Genomic DNA, 17824 nt, shown 5'->3' with positions numbered 1-17824 from the left:
CAATCTCGAAATGGCGACCACGACAGACCCCCAGCAGACGCCCTCGGCCGGTTCCCTCGGCGAGCGGCTCCGGGTGCCTTCCCGGTTCCCGTACCGCACCATCGCGATGGGAACCATAGGCAGCACGCTGCTGATGCTGGCGGCGCTCGGTGCCGGTGGCACTCTCGTCCATGACCCGATATTGGGGCACGGACCACTGTCGTGGATCCGCTACGGCCACGGCCGCATCCTCGCCAACGTGGTGCTCTACACGGGCTTCGCGCTGATCATCTGGGCGTGGGTCCGGTTGGGCCGCTACGCGCTCGCGGGCCGGATCGGCAGCCGCCCGATCGTCATCGCCGCCGCCTGCTGGATGGCGCCGCTGCTGGTCTCGCCGCCGCTGTTCACCCGCGACGTCTTCTCGTACCTCGCACAGGGCGCGCAGCTGCTCAACGGGCTCGACCCGTACGCCAACGGCCCGGCCGAGCTGGCCGTGCTGCCGGACGTCGTGCAGAACGTCCACCCGCTGTGGCAGACCACGCCCGCGCCGTACGGCCCGCTGTTCCTGCTGGTCGCCAAGGGGATCGTCTCGGTCACCGGCAACGACATGATCGCCGGCGTCATCGCGACCCGGCTGGTGCTCATGATCGGCCTGATCGGGATGCTGTGGTCGCTGCCGCGGCTGGTCAAGCACCTCGGCGGCAAGCTGCCGATCACCTTGTGGCTCGCCATCGCCAGCCCGATGACGGTGATCCACCTCGTCGGCGGACCGCACAACGACCTGCTGATGCTCGGCTTCCTCACCGTCGGCGTCCTGGCCGCGCTGGAGCGTAAGCACGTCGTCGCGATCGTTCTGGTCACCATAGGCATGCTGATCAAACCCACCGCGGCCTGGGCGCTGCCGTTCCTGGTCTGGGTGTGGGCGAACCACCTGCCCGGCGACCGGAAGGTGGTCAATTTCTTCCGCGCGGGTGCCGCGTCGGTCGGGATCTTCCTGCCGGTGTTCGTCGCGGGCACCTGGCTGTCGCTGGGTTCGGTCAACCTCGGCTGGCTGACCGGGCTCAAGGCGCCGACGCTGATCGCGAACTGGATGAACTTCCCGACCGGGATCGGCGAGATCTTCTACTCGCTGGTGAACCTGGTGATCGACGTCGAGGTCTCGCCGTTCGTCACGGTGTTCCGGGCGATCGCGATGGTCGGCCTGTTCGTCTTCGCCGGCTGGCAGTGGTGGCTCGCCCGCGACGGCGGCTATCCGGCGATCCATCGGATGGCGATCGTGCTGCTGGCCGGCGCGATCGTCCCGCCGCCCTCGCTGCCGTGGTACCTGACCTGGGGTTTCGTCGTTCTTTCCGCATTCGAGTGGCGCCGCCGGAACCTCGCGGTCGTCGTGGCGGTGTCGGTGTTCGTGACGCTGGTCTACTACCCGACGGGGGAGCAGGCGCTGTACGACTGGTGGTTCATGGCCGGCGTCGTCGCGGCGAGCGTGTACGCGGCCGCTTCGCTGCTGCGGCCGGACCCGCTGGGGATCATCGCCGCTTGGCGGGGGAAGCCGGTGGAGCAGTTCCTGCCCGTCGAGGCTCCTCGGTCCTGACGCTGGTCTGGTGTCCCCAATGCGGCATTGGGGACACTCAGCGTCTCCAATGCCACATTGGGGACAGGCAAAATGTATAACGACCTATACGGCATGGCGATGGCCTTGTTGCCGCGAAACGGCAACAAGGCCAAAAAAGCTCAGGAAGCGCGCCACCCGCTCCACGAGTGAACGAGCGTGGTCACCACGGCATGCGGAGGAGGCTGCGCCTTGTACTGCGGATACTTCTCCCGCAGCAGCCGCGCCGGCAGTGCCTGCTCGCCGGGATCGGTCAGCACCCGGGCGACACCGTCGGCCCGAGCCCACCACAGTCCGGCCCAGTCCTCGTCGTAGTGGTCGGTCAGGAAACTGACCACCGGGTTCTCCGTGATGTTCTTGAGCCGCCGCAACGCCGTCGTGCTCTTGGGTTTGTGGTCGATCGCGAACGCCACCGAGTCGCCTTCGAGAACGAACGTCACCGGCACCACGTGGGGCACGCCGTCCGAACCCGTCGTCGCCAGCCTCGCTATCCGCTCGCCTTCGAACCGTGACCGGGCTTCGGCAGGCGTCATCCGCATGCCGAAAACGGTACCTAGCCCGAGCGGCGCACGCGGAGCACGTTGTCCGAACGCGTTCCCTGCTGCCCCTCCGGTCCCGGGAAGTCGCGGGTGATCAGTTCCTGTCGTTCCACGGTCCACTCGCCGTCGGCCAGTGCCAGCGACTCGAGCACTTCGGCGGTGGTCGGGAAATGGACGTCCTTGTGCGGCGGCTCTTCCATCCAGGTCGGCCAGCCCGCGTGGCCCGCGACCACCAGCGTGCCGCCCGGCGCGACGGCTTCCGCGGCGCGGCGGAGTGCCTTGTCCCGCTCGCCGTCCTCCGCGACGGGGGAGTGGAAGAACTGCGCGGAGACGAGGTCGAAGCGCCCTTCCGGGAACGACTTCGCCAGGTCGTGGCGTTCCCAGACGATGCCATCGACACCCGCCTCGGCCGCGTGTCCGGCGGCACGTTCGAGCGCGACGTCCGAGATGTCGACGGCGGTGACCCGCCAGCCCTGCTGCGTCAGCCAGATGGCGTCGCCACCCTCGCCGCAGCCGAGATCGAGTGCCGTTCCCGGCGTGAGCGCGGCGACCTCGTTCACCAGGATCGGGTTCGCCTTCCCGCTCCAGACCTGATCCTTGTCCCGGTAGAAGTCTTCCCAGAACTGCTGTGTGGCATCCATGACCGCAAGATGCCTCCGGCCCGGCCCGGTCCGCAAGTTCCGTTGCCGTTATGGCAAAACGAGGAGCGTGCCCGCATCGGCGTCGAGGGTGGCCCGTGCGCCGAGGGGGATGGTCGGCGACGCCGGGACGTGGCCGACGCCGAAATCCCAGGCGATCGGTACGCCGAGGGGACCGAGGCGATCGAGCATCAGGGCTCGGATCGCCGCCGGCTCACCGCAGGACTTCCACGAACCCAGCACGAACCCTCGAACGCCTTCGAGCCAGCCGGAACGCAGCAGCTGGGTCAGCATCCGGTCGATCCGGTAGGGGCTCTCGGTGACGTCCTCCAGGAGGACGAGCGTCTCACGTCCCGTGCCCTGCTCAGGGGTGCCGAGGCCCGACGTCAGCAGGGCGAGGTTGCCGCCGATGAGCGTTCCGGTCGCGGTACCCGGTACGAGGGGCGACGACGTCGGTGAGGCGATCAGCCGCACGCTCTCGGGTTCGAACAACGACAGCCGCAGATGTTCGGCGGCCACCGCGTCGAACAGGGTGGTCGCGGGCATGGGGGAGAACAGCGTCTCCAGTCCCAAGTGGACGTTCACCGCCCGGTGCAGCGCGGTGACGTCGCTCGATCCGCCGAACATCTTGGGCCCGGCCGCCTTCAGCGCCGTCCAGTCGAGCAGGTCGAGCATCCGCTGCGAGCCGTAGCCGCCGCGGGCGGCGAGAACGCACGTGACTCCGGGGTCCAGCCAGGCTCGGGTGAATTCCGCGGCCCGCGCCTCGTCGGAAGCGGACAGATAACCGGCGGAGGTCGCGCGGACGCAATCACCGACGTGGACATCGACGCCCCAGCCGCGGAGCAGCGGCAACGCCTTCTCGACGAGATCCGGCGGGACCGGCCCCGCCGGGGCGACCAAGGCGATGGTGTCACCCGGCCGCGTCTTCGGTGGCCTCACCGGCTCAGCCGGAGTTTCGGCACGCCGGGTGTCTCGAAGCCGAGGATCTGACCGTAGAACGACAACTCCGCTTCGAGCGCGGCCACGATCGTCTCCGCCTTCCGGAAGCCGTGCTGCTCGCCCTCGAACCTCAGGTAGGCGTGTTCGATGCCGCGCCCTTCCAGTCCGGCGACGAACCGGTCGGCCTGCTCGGGCGGGCAGATCTCGTCCTCCAGCCCCTGCAGGAACAGCAACGGGCCGGCGAGGGTGCCCGCGTTGTTGATCGGCGACCGGTCCCGGTAGCGCTGCGCGGCCTCCGGCAGCGGTCCGACCAACCCGTCGAGGTAGCGGGACTCGAAGTCGTGCGTCTCGCCGCCGTCGCCGGTCCATTGTGTGAGGTCGAGGATCGGGTACATCACGGTGCCCGCGCGGTAGGTCTTGGTGGTGGTCAGCGAGGCGGCGGAGGTGTACCCGCCCGCGCTGCCGCCGCGGATGGCCAGCCGGTCGCCGTCGACCGTGCCTTCGGCGGCGAGGGCTTCGGCGACGGTGACGCAGTCGGCGACGTCGACCACGCCCCACTGTTCCCGCAGCCGCTCGCGATACGCGCGTCCGTAGCCGGTGGAGCCGCCGTAGTTCACCGTGACGACGGCGATCCCGCGGCTGGTGAAGTAGGCGATCTCGTAGTCGAGCACCGCGCTGTCCCGCCCGGTCGGCCCACCGTGCGGGTACACGAGCAGGGGCGGCAGTTCCCCGTCCGGCGCGGCGAAGTCGGCGTTCGCGGGGAGGTAGACGAAGGCCGGGATCCGGTCGCCGTCGTCGGTCTTGAAGATCCGTTCCGCGGGCGTCGACAGGTAGGCGGGCGATGGCGGTTCAGGTGCCGCGGCGAGTTCGGTCACCGTCCCGCCGTCGAGACCGACTTTCACGACGGCGCCTTCGCGCTTCGGGCCCGCCGCGACGCCGACGATGCCACCTTCGTGTAAGGCGAAACCGTTGGTGGACCACGCGGTGAGCTCGGCGGCGGCCACCACCGGGGTCACTTCCCGCGTCGCTTCGTCGAGGACGGCGAGCCTGCCCGACGCGATGACGGCGAACCTGCCGTCGCCGAGCGGGGTGAACCAGCGCGTGCCGAGTTTCCACTGCGCGCCGCCGATCTCCTGTTCCGTCGGGGCCAGGTTGGTGATGCCGCCGTCGAGCCCGACGCGGTGCAGGTTCCACCAGCCGTCCGGGTCGAGCAACGCCAGCAGGCTGTCCGCCGACTCCCATTCGACCTGGCAGACGGAGATGTCGGCCGCGCCGGCGACTACCCGGTGGGGCCCGAACGTCCCGTCCCGCTCGAGTTCGGCGACGCACAGTTCGGTGCCGTCCCACGGCATCGCGGGGTGGTTCCAGCCGATCCAGACCGCGCGCGTGCCGTCGGGCGAAAGCCGCGGCGCGGTGAGGAAGTGATGGCTCGCCGTCAGAACCCGTTCCGGGGCACCGTCGAGGGGAACCGCGATGAGATCCCGGGCGATGTCGACGCGCCGGGGGCCGGTGCCGCGCTCGCGGACCAGCCACACCTCGCCGGGGAGGCCGGGCCGGAGGTCGCTGTAGCGGATCTGGTGCCGGGTCGCCGGTTCCGGGGTCAGGGGTGTCGTCTGGCCGGTGGTCAGGTCGCGGCGGTAGACGCGCTGATCGGCCCAGTGGGTGAAGACCAGGACGTCGCCGAGGACGAGCCAGGGCCGGCCGCCGTACTCGTGGACCCGGTTCCGGACGCTCCACGGGGCGGGAAGGACGTCTTCGACCTTGCCATCGCCGCGGGACCGCACGAGGGTCACGCGGCCGCCTTCACCGGTTCTCGCTTCGGCCCACCAGACCTCGTTTCCCACGGTATCGAGCCATTGCGCGCTGACTCCCGAGGCCGCGACTGCGGCGGCCGACAGGGGAGACGTCCAGGTGCCGTAAGGGGCGATCTCAACCACGGTTGAAGACTAGGTTCGTCCCTTTGCCCGTGACGGCCCGGGGCGCGGCGGTTTCGCCCTGGGCTTAACCTTGGGGCGGCGGATGCCGATCATGGGGCCGTGGCCTAGTGTCAAAGGTGCCATGTCTCGCGTAATCCACGTCTTCCGCCAGCCCGACCGGTTCGTCGCAGGAACCGTCGGTGAGCCCGGCGACCGCACGTTCTACCTCCAGGCGTCCGAGGACGTCCGCACGATCAGTGTGACGATCGAAAAACAGCAGGTGGTGGTCTTGGCCGAGAGGCTCAGCTCGCTGCTGGAAGAGGTCGCCAGCCGGTTCGGCGCGGACGTACCGGACGACGCGCCCGACGAGCTCCTCGACGTCGACCCCCTGGCCGTTCCGGTCGAGGAGGAGTTCCGCGTCGGCACGATGGGGCTCGGCTGGGACGCCGAAAGCAGTGCCGTCGTCATCGAGCTGCTCGCGATGACGGAGGGCGAGGTGGACGAAACGGTCGTTCTGGACGACACCGAAGAAGGGCCGGACGCCGTGCGCGTCTTCCTGAGCCCTGGCGCGGCGCGCGCGTTCGCGGAACGGGCGGACCGCGTGGTCAACGCCGGCCGCAAGCCGTGCCCGCTGTGCGCCGAACCGCTCGACCCGGCGGGTCACATCTGCCCACGCCAGAACGGGTACCGGCGCGACGTCGACGTCCTCGAGGACTGACGAGGTGGAGGAGTCTTCGCGGGAGCTGGTGACGCGCGGCAAGATCGACGTCGAAGGCAGGCTCGTCGACGCCTCCAACGTCACGCTGTTCTGCGCGATCGAGCTCGATGGCGTCACCGGGAACGTCGTGTACAAGCCCGTTTCCGGTGAGCGGCCGTTGTGGGACTTCCCGGACGGGACGCTCGCCGGCCGCGAGGTCGCGACGGCCATGGTCGCCGACGCGTCCGGGCTCGGCGCGATCCCGCCCACGGTGCTGCGTGACGGGCCGTTCGGGCCGGGCATGGTCCAGCTGTGGATCGAGACCACCGACGAGGAACTCGTCGACGTCCGGTCACCGGAGAGCCTGCCGGAGGACTGGCGTGTCGTGCTGCACGCGCATGATCGCGACGGCGAACCCGCGGTGCTCGCGCACGCGGACCGGCAGGGTATGCGGGAGCTGGCCGTACTCGACATCGTGGTCAACAACACCGACCGCAAGGGCGGTCACGTGCTCGCCGGCGCCGACGGCCGGATCTACGGCGTGGATCACGGGATCTGCCTGCACACCGACCCGAAGTTGCGGACGGTGCTCTGGGGCTGGATCGGCGAGCGGTTGACCGATGCCGAGGTCGGCAAGCTTCGCGGCCTTCGCGAGAAGTTGGACGGTGAACTCGGTGCCGCACTCGGCGAGCACCTCACCGGTTTCGAGGTCCGCGCGCTGGCCGAGCGCACCGAACTGCTCCTGGCGGAAGGGGTCTTCCCCGAGCCAGGCGACGACTGGCGCGCGATCCCGTGGCCGCTGTTCTGATCGACGACGAGGCGCGTGCGCGTCTGCTCAAGCGATTCGGCGAGGACGTCGCGAGGTGGTGTGACGAGCTGCCCGCCCTCGTGGAGCGGCTGGCCGCCCGGTGGGGGCTCACCGTCGTCGACGCCAAACCGGGCAATACCGGCCGGACCTTGATCTGCCACGGAGACGACGGACTGAAGAAGGTCCTCAAACTGACCCCGGATCACACGATCGCGGAATCGGAAGCGGCCGCGTTGGGGGCGTGGGACGGCTGCTCGCGGGTCGTGCAGGTGCTCGACGCGGATCTCGCCGCCGGGGCGATCCTGCTGGAGGGCATCGACCCTGGTACGCAGCTGCTGGAGGCGGGGGCGAACGTGCCGTGGGCCGAGGTCGGCGACCTGCTGACCCAGATCCACTCGGTGACTCCGCCGCCGGATTTCCCGCCGCTGGAAGACCGTGTCGTCTTCATGTACCGGCTCGCCGAGCGCGGGCTGCGCGGCTCGGTGGCCGAGGCCACGCTCTCGCTGGAGACCCTCGATCGCGCGCGGCTGCGGGCGCTCGAACTCGCGGCCGGTGGAGGAGGGAACGCGATCGTGCACGGGGACCTGCATCCGGGCAACGTCCTCGACGGCGGGCCCGGGCGGGGAGCGGTCGCGATCGACCCGCGGCCCAGTGCCGGCGACCCGTCGTTCGATCTGGCGGACTGGGTCACCTTGCCGATGCGCGACGGCGGAACGCTCGAAGACGGCTTCGACGCCATCGCGCCGCATCTGCCGGGTTTCGACGCCGGACGAGTGCGCGCGTGGTGTGTCGCGCTCGCGCCGCTGTTCGTGATGCGCCCGCTGGAGCGGGGCGAGCGGACCCCGTTCGTGGACACGATGCTGTCGTTCTGCAGGTGAACCCGAGTCCGCGATCGACGTCGGCAGGGCGCTGGATGGCCGCCTGACCGGCGTGGCGGGGAGACGTCGGCCGCGGGCACCGATAGCGTCGGGCGCCGTGCGCTCCCATTCGTACGACGACGTCTTGTCCGGTCCGCGCAAGCGGAAGATCCCCGAGGTGCCCGCGGAGCCGGGGCTCGTGGTCGAAGACCCGGCCAGCGGTTACTGCGGTGCCGTGGTGAAGATCGAGTACGGCAACGTCGTCCTCGAAGACCGGCACGGCAAGCACCGCGTGTTCCCGCTGAATCCCGCGGGTTTCCTGCTCGAAGGCAAGCCGGTGACGCTGGTGCCGTCGAAGGGCGCACCGAAAGCCCCGGCACGGCGGATCTCGGCGTCCGGGTCGGTCCAGGTCCAGGGGCTCAAGGCGCGGGTCGCCCGTGATTCGCGCATCTGGGTGGAGGGCAAGCACGACGCCGAACTCGTCGAACGGGTCTGGGGTCACGACCTGCGAGTCGAAGGCGTGGTGGTGGAACCACTCGATGGGGTGGATGTGCTGTCCGATCGCATCGACGAGTTCGGGACCGGCTCCGGCCGCCGTCTCGGCGTGCTGGTCGACCACCTGGTCGCGGGGAGCAAGGAGTCCCGGATCGTCGACGCGATCCGCGACGAGAACGTGCTGATCACCGGGCATCCGTACATCGACATCTGGGAGGCCGTGAAGCCGTCGGTCGTCGGCATCCGTGCTTGGCCGAAGATCCCGCACGGCACGGAGTGGAAACAGGGCGTCTGCGACGCGCTCGGCTGGGGCGAGCCCTGGGAGGGCTGGCAGCGGATCCTGGCGGCGGTCGGCAGCTACCGGGATCTGGAAACGCCGCTGATCGGAGCGGTGGAACGGCTCATCGACTTCGTCTCGGACCCGGGCGAAGAGTCCTGAATGCCCGGTTTGTGCGAGGTCACTCAAGGTCACGCGTCGGTCACGTCGGATTCGCTTCTCCGGTATGAATCGGCGCGATCTGGGAGCATGAACGCATGACAGGCGCGCTCATCTGGCTGATCGCCGGCATTCTCTTGATCATCGCCGAGCTGCTCTCGGGTGATCTGTTCCTGCTCATGGTCGGTGTCGGAGCTCTGTTCGGGGCGGGCTCGGCCGCCCTGACCGGGAACCCGTTCATCGACGTCGCGGTGTTCGCCGTCGCCTCGGTCGGAATGCTCGTCCTCGTCCGGCCGACCCTCAAACGCCGGTTCCTCGCGGGGCCGGACATCAAGACCAACACCGACGCGCTGATCGGCGCACGGGCGGTAGTAGTGTCCACAGTGGACGGCGATACGGGCCAGGTGAAGCTGGCTGGCGACGTCTGGTCGGCACGGAGCATGACCGGCGGGGAACCGATCGCCCCGGGTACATCGGTGACGGTCGTCGAGATCTCGGGTGCCACGGCGGTCGTCTCGGCCGAGCTGTGAGCCGGACGGCCGCGCCGCAACAGGTTTCTACGTAAGGGGAAGGTAGTTGTCAGAGACAGTGGTGTTCATCGTCGTCGGACTGCTCGCGTTGTTCGTGGTCGTCGTCGTGGTCAAGGCGATCATGGTCGTGCCGCAGGCACAGTCCGCAGTGATCGAACGGCTGGGCCGGTTCCGGACGGTGGCTTCTCCCGGCCTGACGTTTCTGGTGCCCTTCCTGGACAAGGTCCGGGCGCGGATCGACCTCCGCGAGCAGGTCGTCTCGTTCCCGCCGCAACCCGTGATCACCGAGGACAACCTGACGGTGTCCATCGACACGGTCGTGTACTTCCAGGTCACCGACTCGCGAGCCGCGGTCTACGAGATCTCGAACTACATCGTCGGTGTCGAGCAGTTGACCACCACGACCCTGCGTAACGTCGTCGGTGGCATGAGCCTCGAACAGACGCTGACCTCGCGTGACTCGATCAACAGCCAGCTGCGCGGCGTGCTCGACGAGGCCACCGGCCGCTGGGGCATCCGCGTCGCCCGCGTCGAGCTGAAGGCGATCGACCCGCCGCCCTCCATCCAGGACTCGATGGAGAAGCAGATGCGCGCCGACCGTGAGAAGCGCGCGATGATCCTCACCGCCGAAGGTCAGCGCGAATCGGCGATCAAGACCGCGGAAGGCCAGAAGCAGAGCCAGATCCTCGCGGCCGAAGGTGCCAAGCAGGCCGCGATCCTGAGCGCCGAGGCCGAGCGGCAGTCGCGGATCCTGCGCGCACAGGGTGAACGTGCCGCTCGGTACCTGCAGGCACAGGGTCAGGCGAAGGCCATCGAGAAGGTCTTCGCGGCGATCAAGGCCGGGCGTCCCACGCCCGAGGTCCTGGCATACCAGTACCTGCAGACCCTGCCGCAGCTGGCGCAGGGCGACGCGAACAAGGTCTGGATGATTCCGAGCGACTACGGCAAGGCCCTGGAGGGCTTCGCCCGCGCGCTCGGCGCACCCGGCGACGACGGCGTGTTCCGCTACGAGCCGCCGAAGGAAGACCCGGTCGAGAAGCCGGACCTGGAGGACGAAGAGGTTCAGGGCTGGTTCGACACCTCCAGCGACCCGAAGGTCGCCGAGGCCGTCGCGGCCGCGGAAGCCGTGGCGCGCAAGGAAGTTCCGGCGCTGGGTGTCGCGACGCCGCGCCAGGAGCCGCCTGCTCCGCGTCAGGTTCCCAAGGCCGCTCCCGCTCCCGAACCGGAGGCCGCTCCGGAGCCGCCGCAGGCCCCGCCTGCCACTCGGTTGCCGCAGGCGCAGCCGCCCGCCGGTCCGCAGGGCGGCCCGTACCAGGGGCCGCCGTCGCAGGGGCCGGGCAGCGGCCCGTTCCCGCAACAGGGGCCGTTCGGCGGTCCGCAGGGTGGTCCGCCGCCGCAGCGCTGACCGTCTCTTCGAAGTACATGAAGGCCCCCTTCCTTGCGCTAGACGTAAGGAAGGGGGCCTTCATGTACTTGGCCCGAACGCGGGGCCTCCAGCACGGTCGAGCCTGCCTGCCAGCGTCGCCATCGCCACCAGCCGCGGGACTCCGGCGTTGGCGATGATGTGGTTCCTTGCCGAGGAGGGCCGGTTGTGGTTCCACACCCCGCTGTCCGACGGTCGGCCGTCGCCGTTCTTGGCCGCGGCACGAGGCAATCGTGAGGTCGCCGTCATGATCGCGACGTTCGACCCGCCCGATGACGTCCGCCAGGTCCGGATGACCGGCCCCGCGAGACTGGAAGACAAGGATTTGCCCCGGATTCGACGCATCTACGAGCGCTACGTACCCGCCTGGTCGACGGACTGGGTGGATCATGCCGCGTCGCCCGGGGCGCGCCTGTGGTCGATGTCCCCTGACCGGGGTATGGCCGTGGCCTACCCCGGTCTCGAGAACCGTCCTGCGTTCCGCTGGTCATGCGCGGCGGAAGGATCCTTCAGCTCCTGAGGAACTCGAGCGTCCGGTACTCGTCGACCACCGAGGCCAGTTCGGCGATACGAGCCTGCCCCGCGTCGATTAGCCGTTGCCCCGCCCGCGACCACTGTTCGAGATCGGGGGACATCGGCGGGATCTCGGCCAGGATCTCCGCGCTCTCGGCGAGGCTGAGCCCGACCCGCTGGGCGGCGACCGCGAGCCGGATCCGGCAGATGGCGTCGATCGTGAACCGGCGCGCGTTGCCCGCGGTCCGTTCCGCGGTGATGACGCGGTAGCGCTCGTAGTACCGGACGGCGTTCGCCGAGACCCCGGCTTTGCTCGCGACTTCACTGACGGTCAGCCGGGCATCGAGCGGGGAGAGTGTCGACGTCGTCATGCTGCGCTCCGTACCGTGGTGGGTTCCGCCGCCGGGGCGGGCCGTGTCCGCACCCTGACCACCAGGGCGAGCACCATGACCGCGAGGACTCCGACGAGAGTCAGACGATACGCGTCGACGACCTCCCCGGTGAGCGCCGAACCCGGATCGCTCAGCGCGGTGAGACCCTGCCCGGCGGTGGCGGTCGCGATCAGTCCGGTGAACACCGCGCTCACCACCGCGGTGCCGACCGCGCTCGCGATGGTGCTGGCCAGGGGGAGGATCGCGGAACCGGACGCGAGATCCGGGCCGCGCAGTTCGCGGCCCGCGCTCACGATGGTGGGCATCATGATCGCTCCGGTGCCCGCTCCCTGGAGCACTCCGAAGATCCCCAGTACCAGGTACGGAGTGTCCGGCGCGAGGACGAGCACCGTCAGGGCGGTCGAGACGATCGCCAGGCTCAGTCCCGTCCCGACGACGATCCTCGGGCCGAAGCGTTCCAGGACGCGGGCGGCGAACTGGATGGTGATGCCCATCCCGATCGCTCCCGGGACCATCATCAACGCACTCGTCATGGGCGAATCACCGCGCATCACCTGAACGTAGGCGGGCATCAACAGCATCGAGCCGAAGTAGGGCGCGGCGTAGAGGACGAGGACGGCGGTGTTGCGGCCGAACGTCCGGTCACGCAGGAGCCGGACGTTCAGCAGCGGCGCGTGATGGGTCCACGACCTTCGGATGAACACGGCCATGAGCATCAGTCCGGCGGCGACGATGGCCGACCGGAGGTCCATCCCGAGCGTTTCTTCGCTGAATCCGTACGCCACCGCGACCACGCCGGGGACGAGCAGCAGGCCACCGGCGAAATCGATCGGAGCGCGTTCCGCCGACGGGGTATCGGCGGGCACCCACCGAAGCACGCCCACGACGGCGAGCAGAGCCGGCGGAACGGTGATGAAGAACAGTGCCCGCCACGACAGGCCGTCCAGCAGGACCCCGCCGAGCACCGGGCCGAGGATCGGCCCGATCAGCAGGGGAAGACCGGTGATCGCGGTCATCCGGCTCCGGCGTTCCGGGGCCACCGTGCCGAAACCGATGGTCATCCCCAAGGGGTTGATCAGGCCGCCGGCGAGGCCCTGCACCGCTCGTGCGGCGATCAGCCAGCCCAGATCGCCGGCGGCTCCGGCGGCCGCGGACGCCACCGCGAACACCAGTAGTGCGGCCAGGTACACCCGGCGTGCTCCCCACCGTTGCGCGAAGGACGCCGCGAGTGGCATCGCCGCGACCATGCCGAGCGCGTAGGCGGTCACGATCCACTGGATCGTGGTGAGCGACGCGGAGAAGGTCGTCATGAACCGCGGCAACGCGACGGCGACGATCGTGGTGTCGAGAACGGCCATCAGTCCGCCGAGCGCGATCACCGCCGCGATGCGCAGTTCTCGCGCGGTCAGGCGGTTCATGCCGCACTCGCCTGGTCCGCGACGCGTCCGGCGCGCAGGGTGCGGGCCCACCAGGTCAGTTCGGTCATCGTCGCGGCCAGCGCGCCGCGTTCGCCTTCGGTGCCCTCGTAACCGTTCGGCCCGAGACGGGTCCACGGCGCGTTCAGCAGGACCGCGTCGCGGATCGTGGTCGCGCGCAGCTCGGGGAAGATCAGCCGCAGCTGCTCGATCGCGCGGATGCCGCCCGAACCGGCGCCGTAACCGACGAACCCGACGGGCTTGTACGCCCATTCCGTGAAGTGCCAGTCGATCGCGTTCTTCAGTGCCGCCGGGAAACTGTGGTTGTACTCCGGCGTGACGACGAGATAGGCGTCGGCCGTGTGGAGCCGGTCGCTGATCGCCGTTCGGGTGCCGCCGGGGCGCGTGCCCTGCAGCGGGAGATCGACGTCGGCGAGGTCGATGGGGTCGACCTCCAGACCGTCGATCGCGGAGAGTTCGGTCAGCAGCCAGCCGGTGATGGCGTCGGCGAACCGTTCGTGGCGGACGCTGCCGATGATCACGGCGAGACGGACGGGGGACTGGGCGGTGGTCTCTTCGCTCATGACGACGACGCTAAAAGTTCGTCCATAGGCGAACTCAAGCTCTTGCGTCCCTGGTCACGAACCCTGGACCTCTATTTAGGTAGAGGTTGTAGGGCTGACGGTGTGGTATGTCTTCGGTTATGGATCACCTAGGAGATGACCCGGACGACCTGGCGAAATGGGGGCTCCACTGCTTTTGTCTCGGTGCCAGGAGCACTCCGCATCATGTCGTGAAGATGGACGACAATGGCCGCCTTCTCTTCCACGCGCGCCGGGGCGTCAGTCGCGAGGAACTACGACGGCAAGGAATCGACGCGCTGGAGAGCCAGATCGCGTTGCTGCGGGCGTACCACCTCGTCGCGGTCGAAGGTGATCGGCTGGTGACCACGTTTCCCGTGCTCGGTTCGCGGGAGACGGCCGCGTTGCGCGCCAGGATGGCCGTCCTGGCCGATGCGATCGCGCCGGAAATCGCGGCCGACGTTTCCGCGTTCACCGACGTCTTGGCCGGCCGGGAACTGGCTCACTGTGCCTACGCGGTGCTCTTCGGCTACGTGATCGACGGGCTTGTCTGGGACGTTCTCCGGTCCGGCGGCTTGCTCCCTGCGGGCGAGCTCAGTGTCGAACGTCCTTATTGGAATGGTGCCTTCTGGGCGGTTTACCCGCCGCGGGACGGAGCGATGGGGACGAACGAGGTCAAGGAACCAGGGGCCGGAGTGACGATGGTCTGGTCGGACCCGACGGTGAGGGCGTTGAATCGGCTGGCCGGATCTCCGGCGCTGAGGCCGGCTTTGCGTGCGGCGGGGCGCGACGAAGCTCTCGTGGCCGGCAGCGGAGACTCGTGGACGTTCGTCGGCGACGGCGGAAGGCCGATGATTCCGATCATCAGGCGACAGGAGTCCGATCCCGTCCACGCGGTCGGCTTGCGGATCGCGGCGAAGGTCGTCTCGGCACTGCTGCGGGACGTTCCGGGCTCCGGTGTGGTCGTGGCCGCCCATGAGCTGATCTGGAGCCTCATGGATGCCTTGGAAGCGGCTGGAATCGTCCGCAGGCCGGCGGTGTTCGGCGATGCCCGGGCGACTCCTGACGCTCTTGGTGCCCAGATGTTCCTTGTCGTCGGTTGACATGTAGGAATTATCCTACGTATTGTTCGGGTATGAACATCGACCGCATCCAGTTCCTCACCGTGCCGGTCTCCGATCAGGCGAAGGCACGGGACTTCTACGTCGGCAAGCTGGGCTTCGACCTGCTCGTCGACGTCAGCGGTCCGCACGGCCCGTTCGTCATGGTCGGCCCCAAGGGCGCGGACACCGGGATCGTCCTCGTGGACCGCGCTGTCGGCGACCTGGACCCTGACACCCGGGTGCACTTCCAGCTGAGCACCACCGACGTCGATGCCGACATCGCGGAACTCCGTACGCAGGGTGTCGAGGTCGGGGACGCGGAGGAGATGCCGTGGGGTCGCGTGACCACCCTGAAAGATCCCGACGGCAACGCGATGGGCCTGCTCGAACCCTCGGGTTACGGGAACTGGCCGCGCTGATGCCGGTCAACGACGACGTCTTCGCGGCGCTCGCCAATCCGGCCCGCCGCGAAGTTCTCGGCATCCTCCTCGACGGCCCGCGGGCGGCGGGGGAGATCGCCGAACGGTTCGACATGCGGCGGCCGAGCCTGTCGGAACACCTTCGGGTGCTGCGTGAAGCCGGCCTCGTCCGGGAAGAGCGGCAGGGCCGCAATCGCGTCTACTCTCTCGAGGCCGCGCCGCTGCGGGTGGTCTCCGACTGGCTTTCGCCGTACGAGCGGTACTGGCGCGGGAAACTGGGCGACCTGCGCGACCTGCTGGACGAGGAGGACTTCTGAACGACGACGATCCCACGGCCGTTCACGTCGACCAGTTCCTGGCGCATCCACCGCGCAAGGTGTGGCGCGCGCTGACCGAACCGGAGCTGCTGGAACGCTGGCTTCGGATGCCGAACGATATCAAACCCGTTGTGGGACACCGGTTCCAGCTGCTCGCCGACCCGGTTCCCGCCGCCGGTTTCGCGGGCGGCCCGGTCGCCTGCGAGGTGCTTGCCGTGGAACCGGAGCGGTTGCTCAGGATCAGCTGGGGTCCAGAGTGGACGGTCACCTGGCGGCTCGAACCGGAGGGCCGCGGCACCCGGCTGTTCCTCAGCCACGAGGGCTTCGACCCCGACGACGAGTTCCAGCGGATGTCGCGCCGGATCATGGGCGGCGGCTGGCGCACTAGAGTTCCGAAGGCGTTGGCACGCGTATTGGACGAGATGACGGACTAGAGGAGCGATCCGCCGGACCGGCCCTCGACAGCGGGTCTAGGATCCCCGCTGTGACGGACGAGAAACCGCTCCGAGCCGATGCCCGCCGTAACCGCACACGGGTGTTGGAGGCCGCGGAGCGCGTCTTCACGGCCAAAGGCACCAGTGCGCCGACTGAGGAGGTCGCCCGCGAAGCAGGCGTCGGGGTCGGCACCGTCTTCCGGCACTTTCCGACGAAAGAAGCGCTTCTGGAGGCGGTGCTCTTCGCACGTCTTCACCGCTTCGCCGACGAAGCGGAGGCCACGGTAGCCGTCGAGTCGCCTGACCCCGGCGCCACGTTCTTCGGCTTCCTGACCGGTTGGATCGAGATGGCGGGTGCCAAGAACGCCTATTTCGAAGCGCTGTCGGCGGCCGGAGTCACCGTGCCGTCGGCCGGGTCGGTCATCGGCGTCCGCCTCAAGGACGCGCTAGGCGTACTGCTCGGCAGGGCGCAGAATGCCGGCGACGTCCGCAAGGACATCGGCGTCGACGAGCTGATCGCGGTGATCATCGGAACGGCGAAGGCGGCGGAGCATGCCGGACCGGAGTTCCGGGCCCGGACGATCTGCGTCCTCTTCGACGGGCTTCGGCCGCGTCAGGCGTAGGGCTCCATCGTCGGCCGCTTCGGCGCGAGCGCGTCGCCCGAAGATTCCCCGCGCAGCCTGCGTTTGATCCACGGGACAGCGTGCTCCTTGCCCCACTGGAGATTCTCGGTGCGCCGCGCCTGCGGGCTCAGCAGCGGTCGCGGTCCGAGTTCGGCGGGCGTCAGCTTGTGCGGTTCGCCGAGCGCGTCGAGGACGGCGATGGCGATCTCGTTGTGTCCCAACGAGTTCAAGTGCAGGCGGTCGGGCGCCCACAGCCGCCTGTCCCGCAGTTGCCGCATCGCCCACATGTCCACCAGCAGTGCTCCGTGCCGGGCCGCGATTCCGCGGACGTGCTCGTTGTAGATCGCGACGCGGCCACGGATCCTGCGGAACAACGCGTCTTCGACCCCGTCGACTCCCGTGAAGAGGACGACCCGCGCACCGGTGGCCACGACCTTGCCGACAGCGACGTCGTAGTCGTCGATGAGGGCGTCGATGTCGACCTTCGGCCGCATCAGGTCGTTGCCGCCCGCGTACAGCGTCACGAGATCCGGGTTCAGGGCGAGCGCCGGGTCGAGCTGCTCCGCGACGACCTGCCCGAGGAGCTTGCCGCGGATCGCGAGGTTGGCGTAACGGAAGTCCTGGTGGTTGGCCGCGAGGGTGCCCGCGACGCGATCGGCCCAGCCGCGGACGCCATTGGGCGACGACGGGTCCTCGTCGCCGACACCCTCGGTGAAGGAGTCCCCAAGGCTGACTAAGCGCTTGCTTGTAGTACGAAACACCGCTCGATGCTACTGACGCGGTGTGGTTCGGGAAGCGGCGGGCGCACTATCCGACAGAGAGTTGACGCACTGGTTAGCGCGTGGTAGCGGCCACTGTCAACGTCGGCCGTCCGGCGCCTACTTCCAGCGCGGACGAACCCCGCCACTGGCCGTGGCAGGACACGCACGCGGCCGCCCCTGCCGACGTCGTGCTCACCACGGCTCTTGACGGCTTCGCGGCGATGGGAGCGACGACCTACGTGGACTGCTGTGAGCGGGAGCTGAAGGCGGGCGGGGTTCACCTAGTACGTGAAGGCCCCCTTCATCTTGGGTTCTAGTGGTGGTTGCAACACCTGGCTTGTTCAGGGGTTGTGTTGTTCGAGATCCGTGGAGATCGGTCGCCGCAAGGGCCGAGGAAGCT

The 17824-nt window shown here is 69.0% G+C and carries 22 protein-coding genes; 13 read left to right on the top strand and 9 right to left on the bottom strand.

The window, feature by feature from the left end:
* Window positions 1–10 precede the first annotated feature (10 nt).
* Complete coding sequence (mptB, locus tag ACZ3HL_RS34715) at window positions 11–1570, top strand: polyprenol phosphomannose-dependent alpha 1,6 mannosyltransferase MptB (RefSeq protein WP_465535527.1); 1560 nt, start codon at window positions 11–13, stop codon at window positions 1568–1570.
* Between the two features lie 140 nt (window positions 1571–1710).
* Here mptB and ACZ3HL_RS34710 read toward each other — a convergent pair whose 3' ends face one another.
* Genes ACZ3HL_RS34710 through ACZ3HL_RS34695 form a run of 4 tightly spaced genes read right to left on the bottom strand, consistent with a single transcriptional unit; the run spans window position 1711 to window position 5641 of the window.
* Window positions 1711–2127 (bottom strand): TIGR03668 family PPOX class F420-dependent oxidoreductase, encoded by a 417-nt coding sequence (locus tag ACZ3HL_RS34710; protein ID WP_465535526.1) that lies wholly within the window; start codon window positions 2125–2127, stop codon window positions 1711–1713.
* 14 nt (window positions 2128–2141) lie between these two features.
* Window positions 2142–2768: a class I SAM-dependent methyltransferase gene (locus ACZ3HL_RS34705; RefSeq protein WP_465535524.1), complete on the bottom strand. Its 627-nt coding sequence runs from the start codon at window positions 2766–2768 to the stop codon at window positions 2142–2144.
* A 48-nt stretch (window positions 2769–2816) separates the two neighbouring features.
* The gene (locus tag ACZ3HL_RS34700; protein ID WP_465535522.1) at window positions 2817–3704 is read right to left on the bottom strand and encodes a S66 peptidase family protein; all 888 of its coding nucleotides are present in this window, start codon (window positions 3702–3704) and stop codon (window positions 2817–2819) included.
* Complete coding sequence (locus ACZ3HL_RS34695; protein WP_465535520.1) at window positions 3701–5641, bottom strand: S9 family peptidase; 1941 nt, start codon at window positions 5639–5641, stop codon at window positions 3701–3703. Before ACZ3HL_RS34695 ends, ACZ3HL_RS34700 begins: the two co-directional genes overlap by 4 nt.
* Before the next feature lie 121 nt (window positions 5642–5762).
* Here ACZ3HL_RS34695 and ACZ3HL_RS34690 point away from each other — a divergent pair, with 121 nt between their 5' ends.
* The 6 genes from ACZ3HL_RS34690 to ACZ3HL_RS34665 all read left to right on the top strand — a co-directional run bounded on the left by ACZ3HL_RS34690 (window position 5763) and on the right by ACZ3HL_RS34665 (window position 10848).
* Entirely contained in the window at window positions 5763–6338 is a 576-nt protein-coding gene (locus ACZ3HL_RS34690; protein WP_465419285.1) for a DUF3090 domain-containing protein, read from the top strand.
* 4 nt (window positions 6339–6342) lie between these two features.
* Window positions 6343–7125: an SCO1664 family protein gene (locus tag ACZ3HL_RS34685; RefSeq protein WP_465419283.1), complete on the top strand. Its 783-nt coding sequence runs from the start codon at window positions 6343–6345 to the stop codon at window positions 7123–7125.
* Window positions 7110–8003 carry an aminoglycoside phosphotransferase family protein gene (locus tag ACZ3HL_RS34680; protein ID WP_465535518.1) on the top strand — a complete coding sequence of 298 codons (894 nt, stop codon included), beginning with the start codon at window positions 7110–7112 and terminating at the stop codon, window positions 8001–8003. The genes ACZ3HL_RS34685 and ACZ3HL_RS34680 overlap by 16 nt, the downstream gene beginning before the upstream one ends.
* Window positions 8004–8100: 97 nt before the next feature.
* Window positions 8101–8916 carry a DUF3097 domain-containing protein gene (locus ACZ3HL_RS34675; protein WP_465535516.1) on the top strand — a complete coding sequence of 272 codons (816 nt, stop codon included), beginning with the start codon at window positions 8101–8103 and terminating at the stop codon, window positions 8914–8916.
* A 95-nt stretch (window positions 8917–9011) separates the two neighbouring features.
* Entirely contained in the window at window positions 9012–9443 is a 432-nt protein-coding gene (locus tag ACZ3HL_RS34670; RefSeq protein ID WP_465419277.1) for an NfeD family protein, read from the top strand.
* Between the two features lie 58 nt (window positions 9444–9501).
* Window positions 9502–10848 (top strand): SPFH domain-containing protein, encoded by a 1347-nt coding sequence (locus ACZ3HL_RS34665; protein WP_185927112.1) that lies wholly within the window; start codon window positions 9502–9504, stop codon window positions 10846–10848.
* A gap of 60 nt (window positions 10849–10908) precedes the next feature.
* Here ACZ3HL_RS34665 and ACZ3HL_RS34660 read toward each other — a convergent pair whose 3' ends face one another.
* A complete protein-coding gene (locus tag ACZ3HL_RS34660) occupies window positions 10909–11115 on the bottom strand; it encodes a hypothetical protein (RefSeq protein ID WP_465535514.1) in 207 nt (68 codons plus the stop codon).
* Here ACZ3HL_RS34660 and ACZ3HL_RS34655 point away from each other — a divergent pair.
* Entirely contained in the window at window positions 11114–11386 is a 273-nt protein-coding gene (locus ACZ3HL_RS34655) for a hypothetical protein (RefSeq protein ID WP_465535512.1), read from the top strand. The genes ACZ3HL_RS34660 and ACZ3HL_RS34655 overlap by 2 nt on opposite strands.
* On the opposite strand, the gene ACZ3HL_RS34650 is transcribed toward ACZ3HL_RS34655, so the two are convergent.
* Genes ACZ3HL_RS34650 through ACZ3HL_RS34640 form a run of 3 tightly spaced genes read right to left on the bottom strand, consistent with a single transcriptional unit; the run spans window position 11376 to window position 13770 of the window.
* Window positions 11376–11750 (bottom strand): MerR family transcriptional regulator, encoded by a 375-nt coding sequence (locus ACZ3HL_RS34650; RefSeq protein ID WP_465535510.1) that lies wholly within the window; start codon window positions 11748–11750, stop codon window positions 11376–11378. The two genes, ACZ3HL_RS34655 and ACZ3HL_RS34650, sit on opposite strands and share 11 nt — an antisense overlap.
* Window positions 11747–13189: a DHA2 family efflux MFS transporter permease subunit gene (locus ACZ3HL_RS34645; protein ID WP_465535508.1), complete on the bottom strand. Its 1443-nt coding sequence runs from the start codon at window positions 13187–13189 to the stop codon at window positions 11747–11749. The genes ACZ3HL_RS34650 and ACZ3HL_RS34645 overlap by 4 nt, the downstream gene beginning before the upstream one ends.
* On the bottom strand, window positions 13186–13770 hold the full coding sequence (locus ACZ3HL_RS34640) for an NADPH-dependent FMN reductase (RefSeq protein ID WP_465419269.1): 585 nt from the start codon (window positions 13768–13770) through the stop codon (window positions 13186–13188). Before ACZ3HL_RS34640 ends, ACZ3HL_RS34645 begins: the two co-directional genes overlap by 4 nt.
* A gap of 215 nt (window positions 13771–13985) precedes the next feature.
* On the opposite strand from ACZ3HL_RS34640, the gene ACZ3HL_RS34635 reads away from it, so the two are divergent.
* The 5 genes from ACZ3HL_RS34635 to ACZ3HL_RS34615 are packed head-to-tail and all read left to right on the top strand — an operon-like array spanning window position 13986 to window position 16663.
* Window positions 13986–14870, top strand: coding sequence for a hypothetical protein (locus tag ACZ3HL_RS34635; protein WP_465535506.1), 885 nt, complete (start codon window positions 13986–13988; stop codon window positions 14868–14870).
* A 32-nt stretch (window positions 14871–14902) separates the two neighbouring features.
* Entirely contained in the window at window positions 14903–15289 is a 387-nt protein-coding gene (locus tag ACZ3HL_RS34630) for a VOC family protein (RefSeq protein ID WP_465535504.1), read from the top strand.
* Entirely contained in the window at window positions 15289–15606 is a 318-nt protein-coding gene (locus ACZ3HL_RS34625; RefSeq protein ID WP_257486959.1) for a metalloregulator ArsR/SmtB family transcription factor, read from the top strand. Before ACZ3HL_RS34630 ends, ACZ3HL_RS34625 begins: the two co-directional genes overlap by 1 nt.
* Window positions 15528–16040 carry an SRPBCC family protein gene (locus tag ACZ3HL_RS34620; protein ID WP_465535686.1) on the top strand — a complete coding sequence of 171 codons (513 nt, stop codon included), beginning with the start codon at window positions 15528–15530 and terminating at the stop codon, window positions 16038–16040. Before ACZ3HL_RS34625 ends, ACZ3HL_RS34620 begins: the two co-directional genes overlap by 79 nt.
* A 50-nt stretch (window positions 16041–16090) precedes the next feature.
* On the top strand, window positions 16091–16663 hold the full coding sequence (locus tag ACZ3HL_RS34615) for a TetR/AcrR family transcriptional regulator (RefSeq protein ID WP_465419263.1): 573 nt from the start codon (window positions 16091–16093) through the stop codon (window positions 16661–16663).
* Here ACZ3HL_RS34615 and ACZ3HL_RS34610 read toward each other — a convergent pair.
* The gene (locus tag ACZ3HL_RS34610) at window positions 16654–17424 is read right to left on the bottom strand and encodes an SGNH/GDSL hydrolase family protein (RefSeq protein WP_465419259.1); all 771 of its coding nucleotides are present in this window, start codon (window positions 17422–17424) and stop codon (window positions 16654–16656) included. The genes ACZ3HL_RS34615 and ACZ3HL_RS34610 overlap by 10 nt on opposite strands.
* Window positions 17425–17824: the final 400 nt, after the last annotated feature.

Source organism: Amycolatopsis sp. NPDC000009, assembly GCF_055563465.1.
Note: the sequence above shows the minus strand (reverse complement) of the source record. Positions and strands in the feature narration are given on the sequence as shown.

What these genes read in the sequence shown, in the direction of transcription:
- mptB (WP_465535527.1), top strand. Translation starts at nt 11, where the DNA reads ATGGCGACCACGACAGACCCCCAGCAGACGCCCTCGGCCGGTTCCCTC.
- ACZ3HL_RS34710 (WP_465535526.1), bottom strand. Translation starts at nt 2,127, where the DNA reads ATGCGGATGACGCCTGCCGAAGCCCGGTCACGGTTCGAAGGCGAGCGG.
- ACZ3HL_RS34705 (WP_465535524.1), bottom strand. Translation starts at nt 2,768, where the DNA reads ATGGATGCCACACAGCAGTTCTGGGAAGACTTCTACCGGGACAAGGAT.
- ACZ3HL_RS34690 (WP_465419285.1), top strand. Translation starts at nt 5,763, where the DNA reads ATGTCTCGCGTAATCCACGTCTTCCGCCAGCCCGACCGGTTCGTCGCA.
- ACZ3HL_RS34670 (WP_465419277.1), top strand. Translation starts at nt 9,012, where the DNA reads ATGACAGGCGCGCTCATCTGGCTGATCGCCGGCATTCTCTTGATCATC.
- ACZ3HL_RS34655 (WP_465535512.1), top strand. Translation starts at nt 11,114, where the DNA reads ATGATCGCGACGTTCGACCCGCCCGATGACGTCCGCCAGGTCCGGATG.
- ACZ3HL_RS34660 (WP_465535514.1), bottom strand. Translation starts at nt 11,115, where the DNA reads ATGACGGCGACCTCACGATTGCCTCGTGCCGCGGCCAAGAACGGCGAC.
- ACZ3HL_RS34650 (WP_465535510.1), bottom strand. Translation starts at nt 11,750, where the DNA reads ATGACGACGTCGACACTCTCCCCGCTCGATGCCCGGCTGACCGTCAGT.
- ACZ3HL_RS34645 (WP_465535508.1), bottom strand. Translation starts at nt 13,189, where the DNA reads ATGAACCGCCTGACCGCGCGAGAACTGCGCATCGCGGCGGTGATCGCG.
- ACZ3HL_RS34640 (WP_465419269.1), bottom strand. Translation starts at nt 13,770, where the DNA reads ATGAGCGAAGAGACCACCGCCCAGTCCCCCGTCCGTCTCGCCGTGATC.
- ACZ3HL_RS34635 (WP_465535506.1), top strand. Translation starts at nt 13,986, where the DNA reads ATGGACGACAATGGCCGCCTTCTCTTCCACGCGCGCCGGGGCGTCAGT.
- ACZ3HL_RS34630 (WP_465535504.1), top strand. Translation starts at nt 14,903, where the DNA reads ATGAACATCGACCGCATCCAGTTCCTCACCGTGCCGGTCTCCGATCAG.
- ACZ3HL_RS34625 (WP_257486959.1), top strand. Translation starts at nt 15,289, where the DNA reads ATGCCGGTCAACGACGACGTCTTCGCGGCGCTCGCCAATCCGGCCCGC.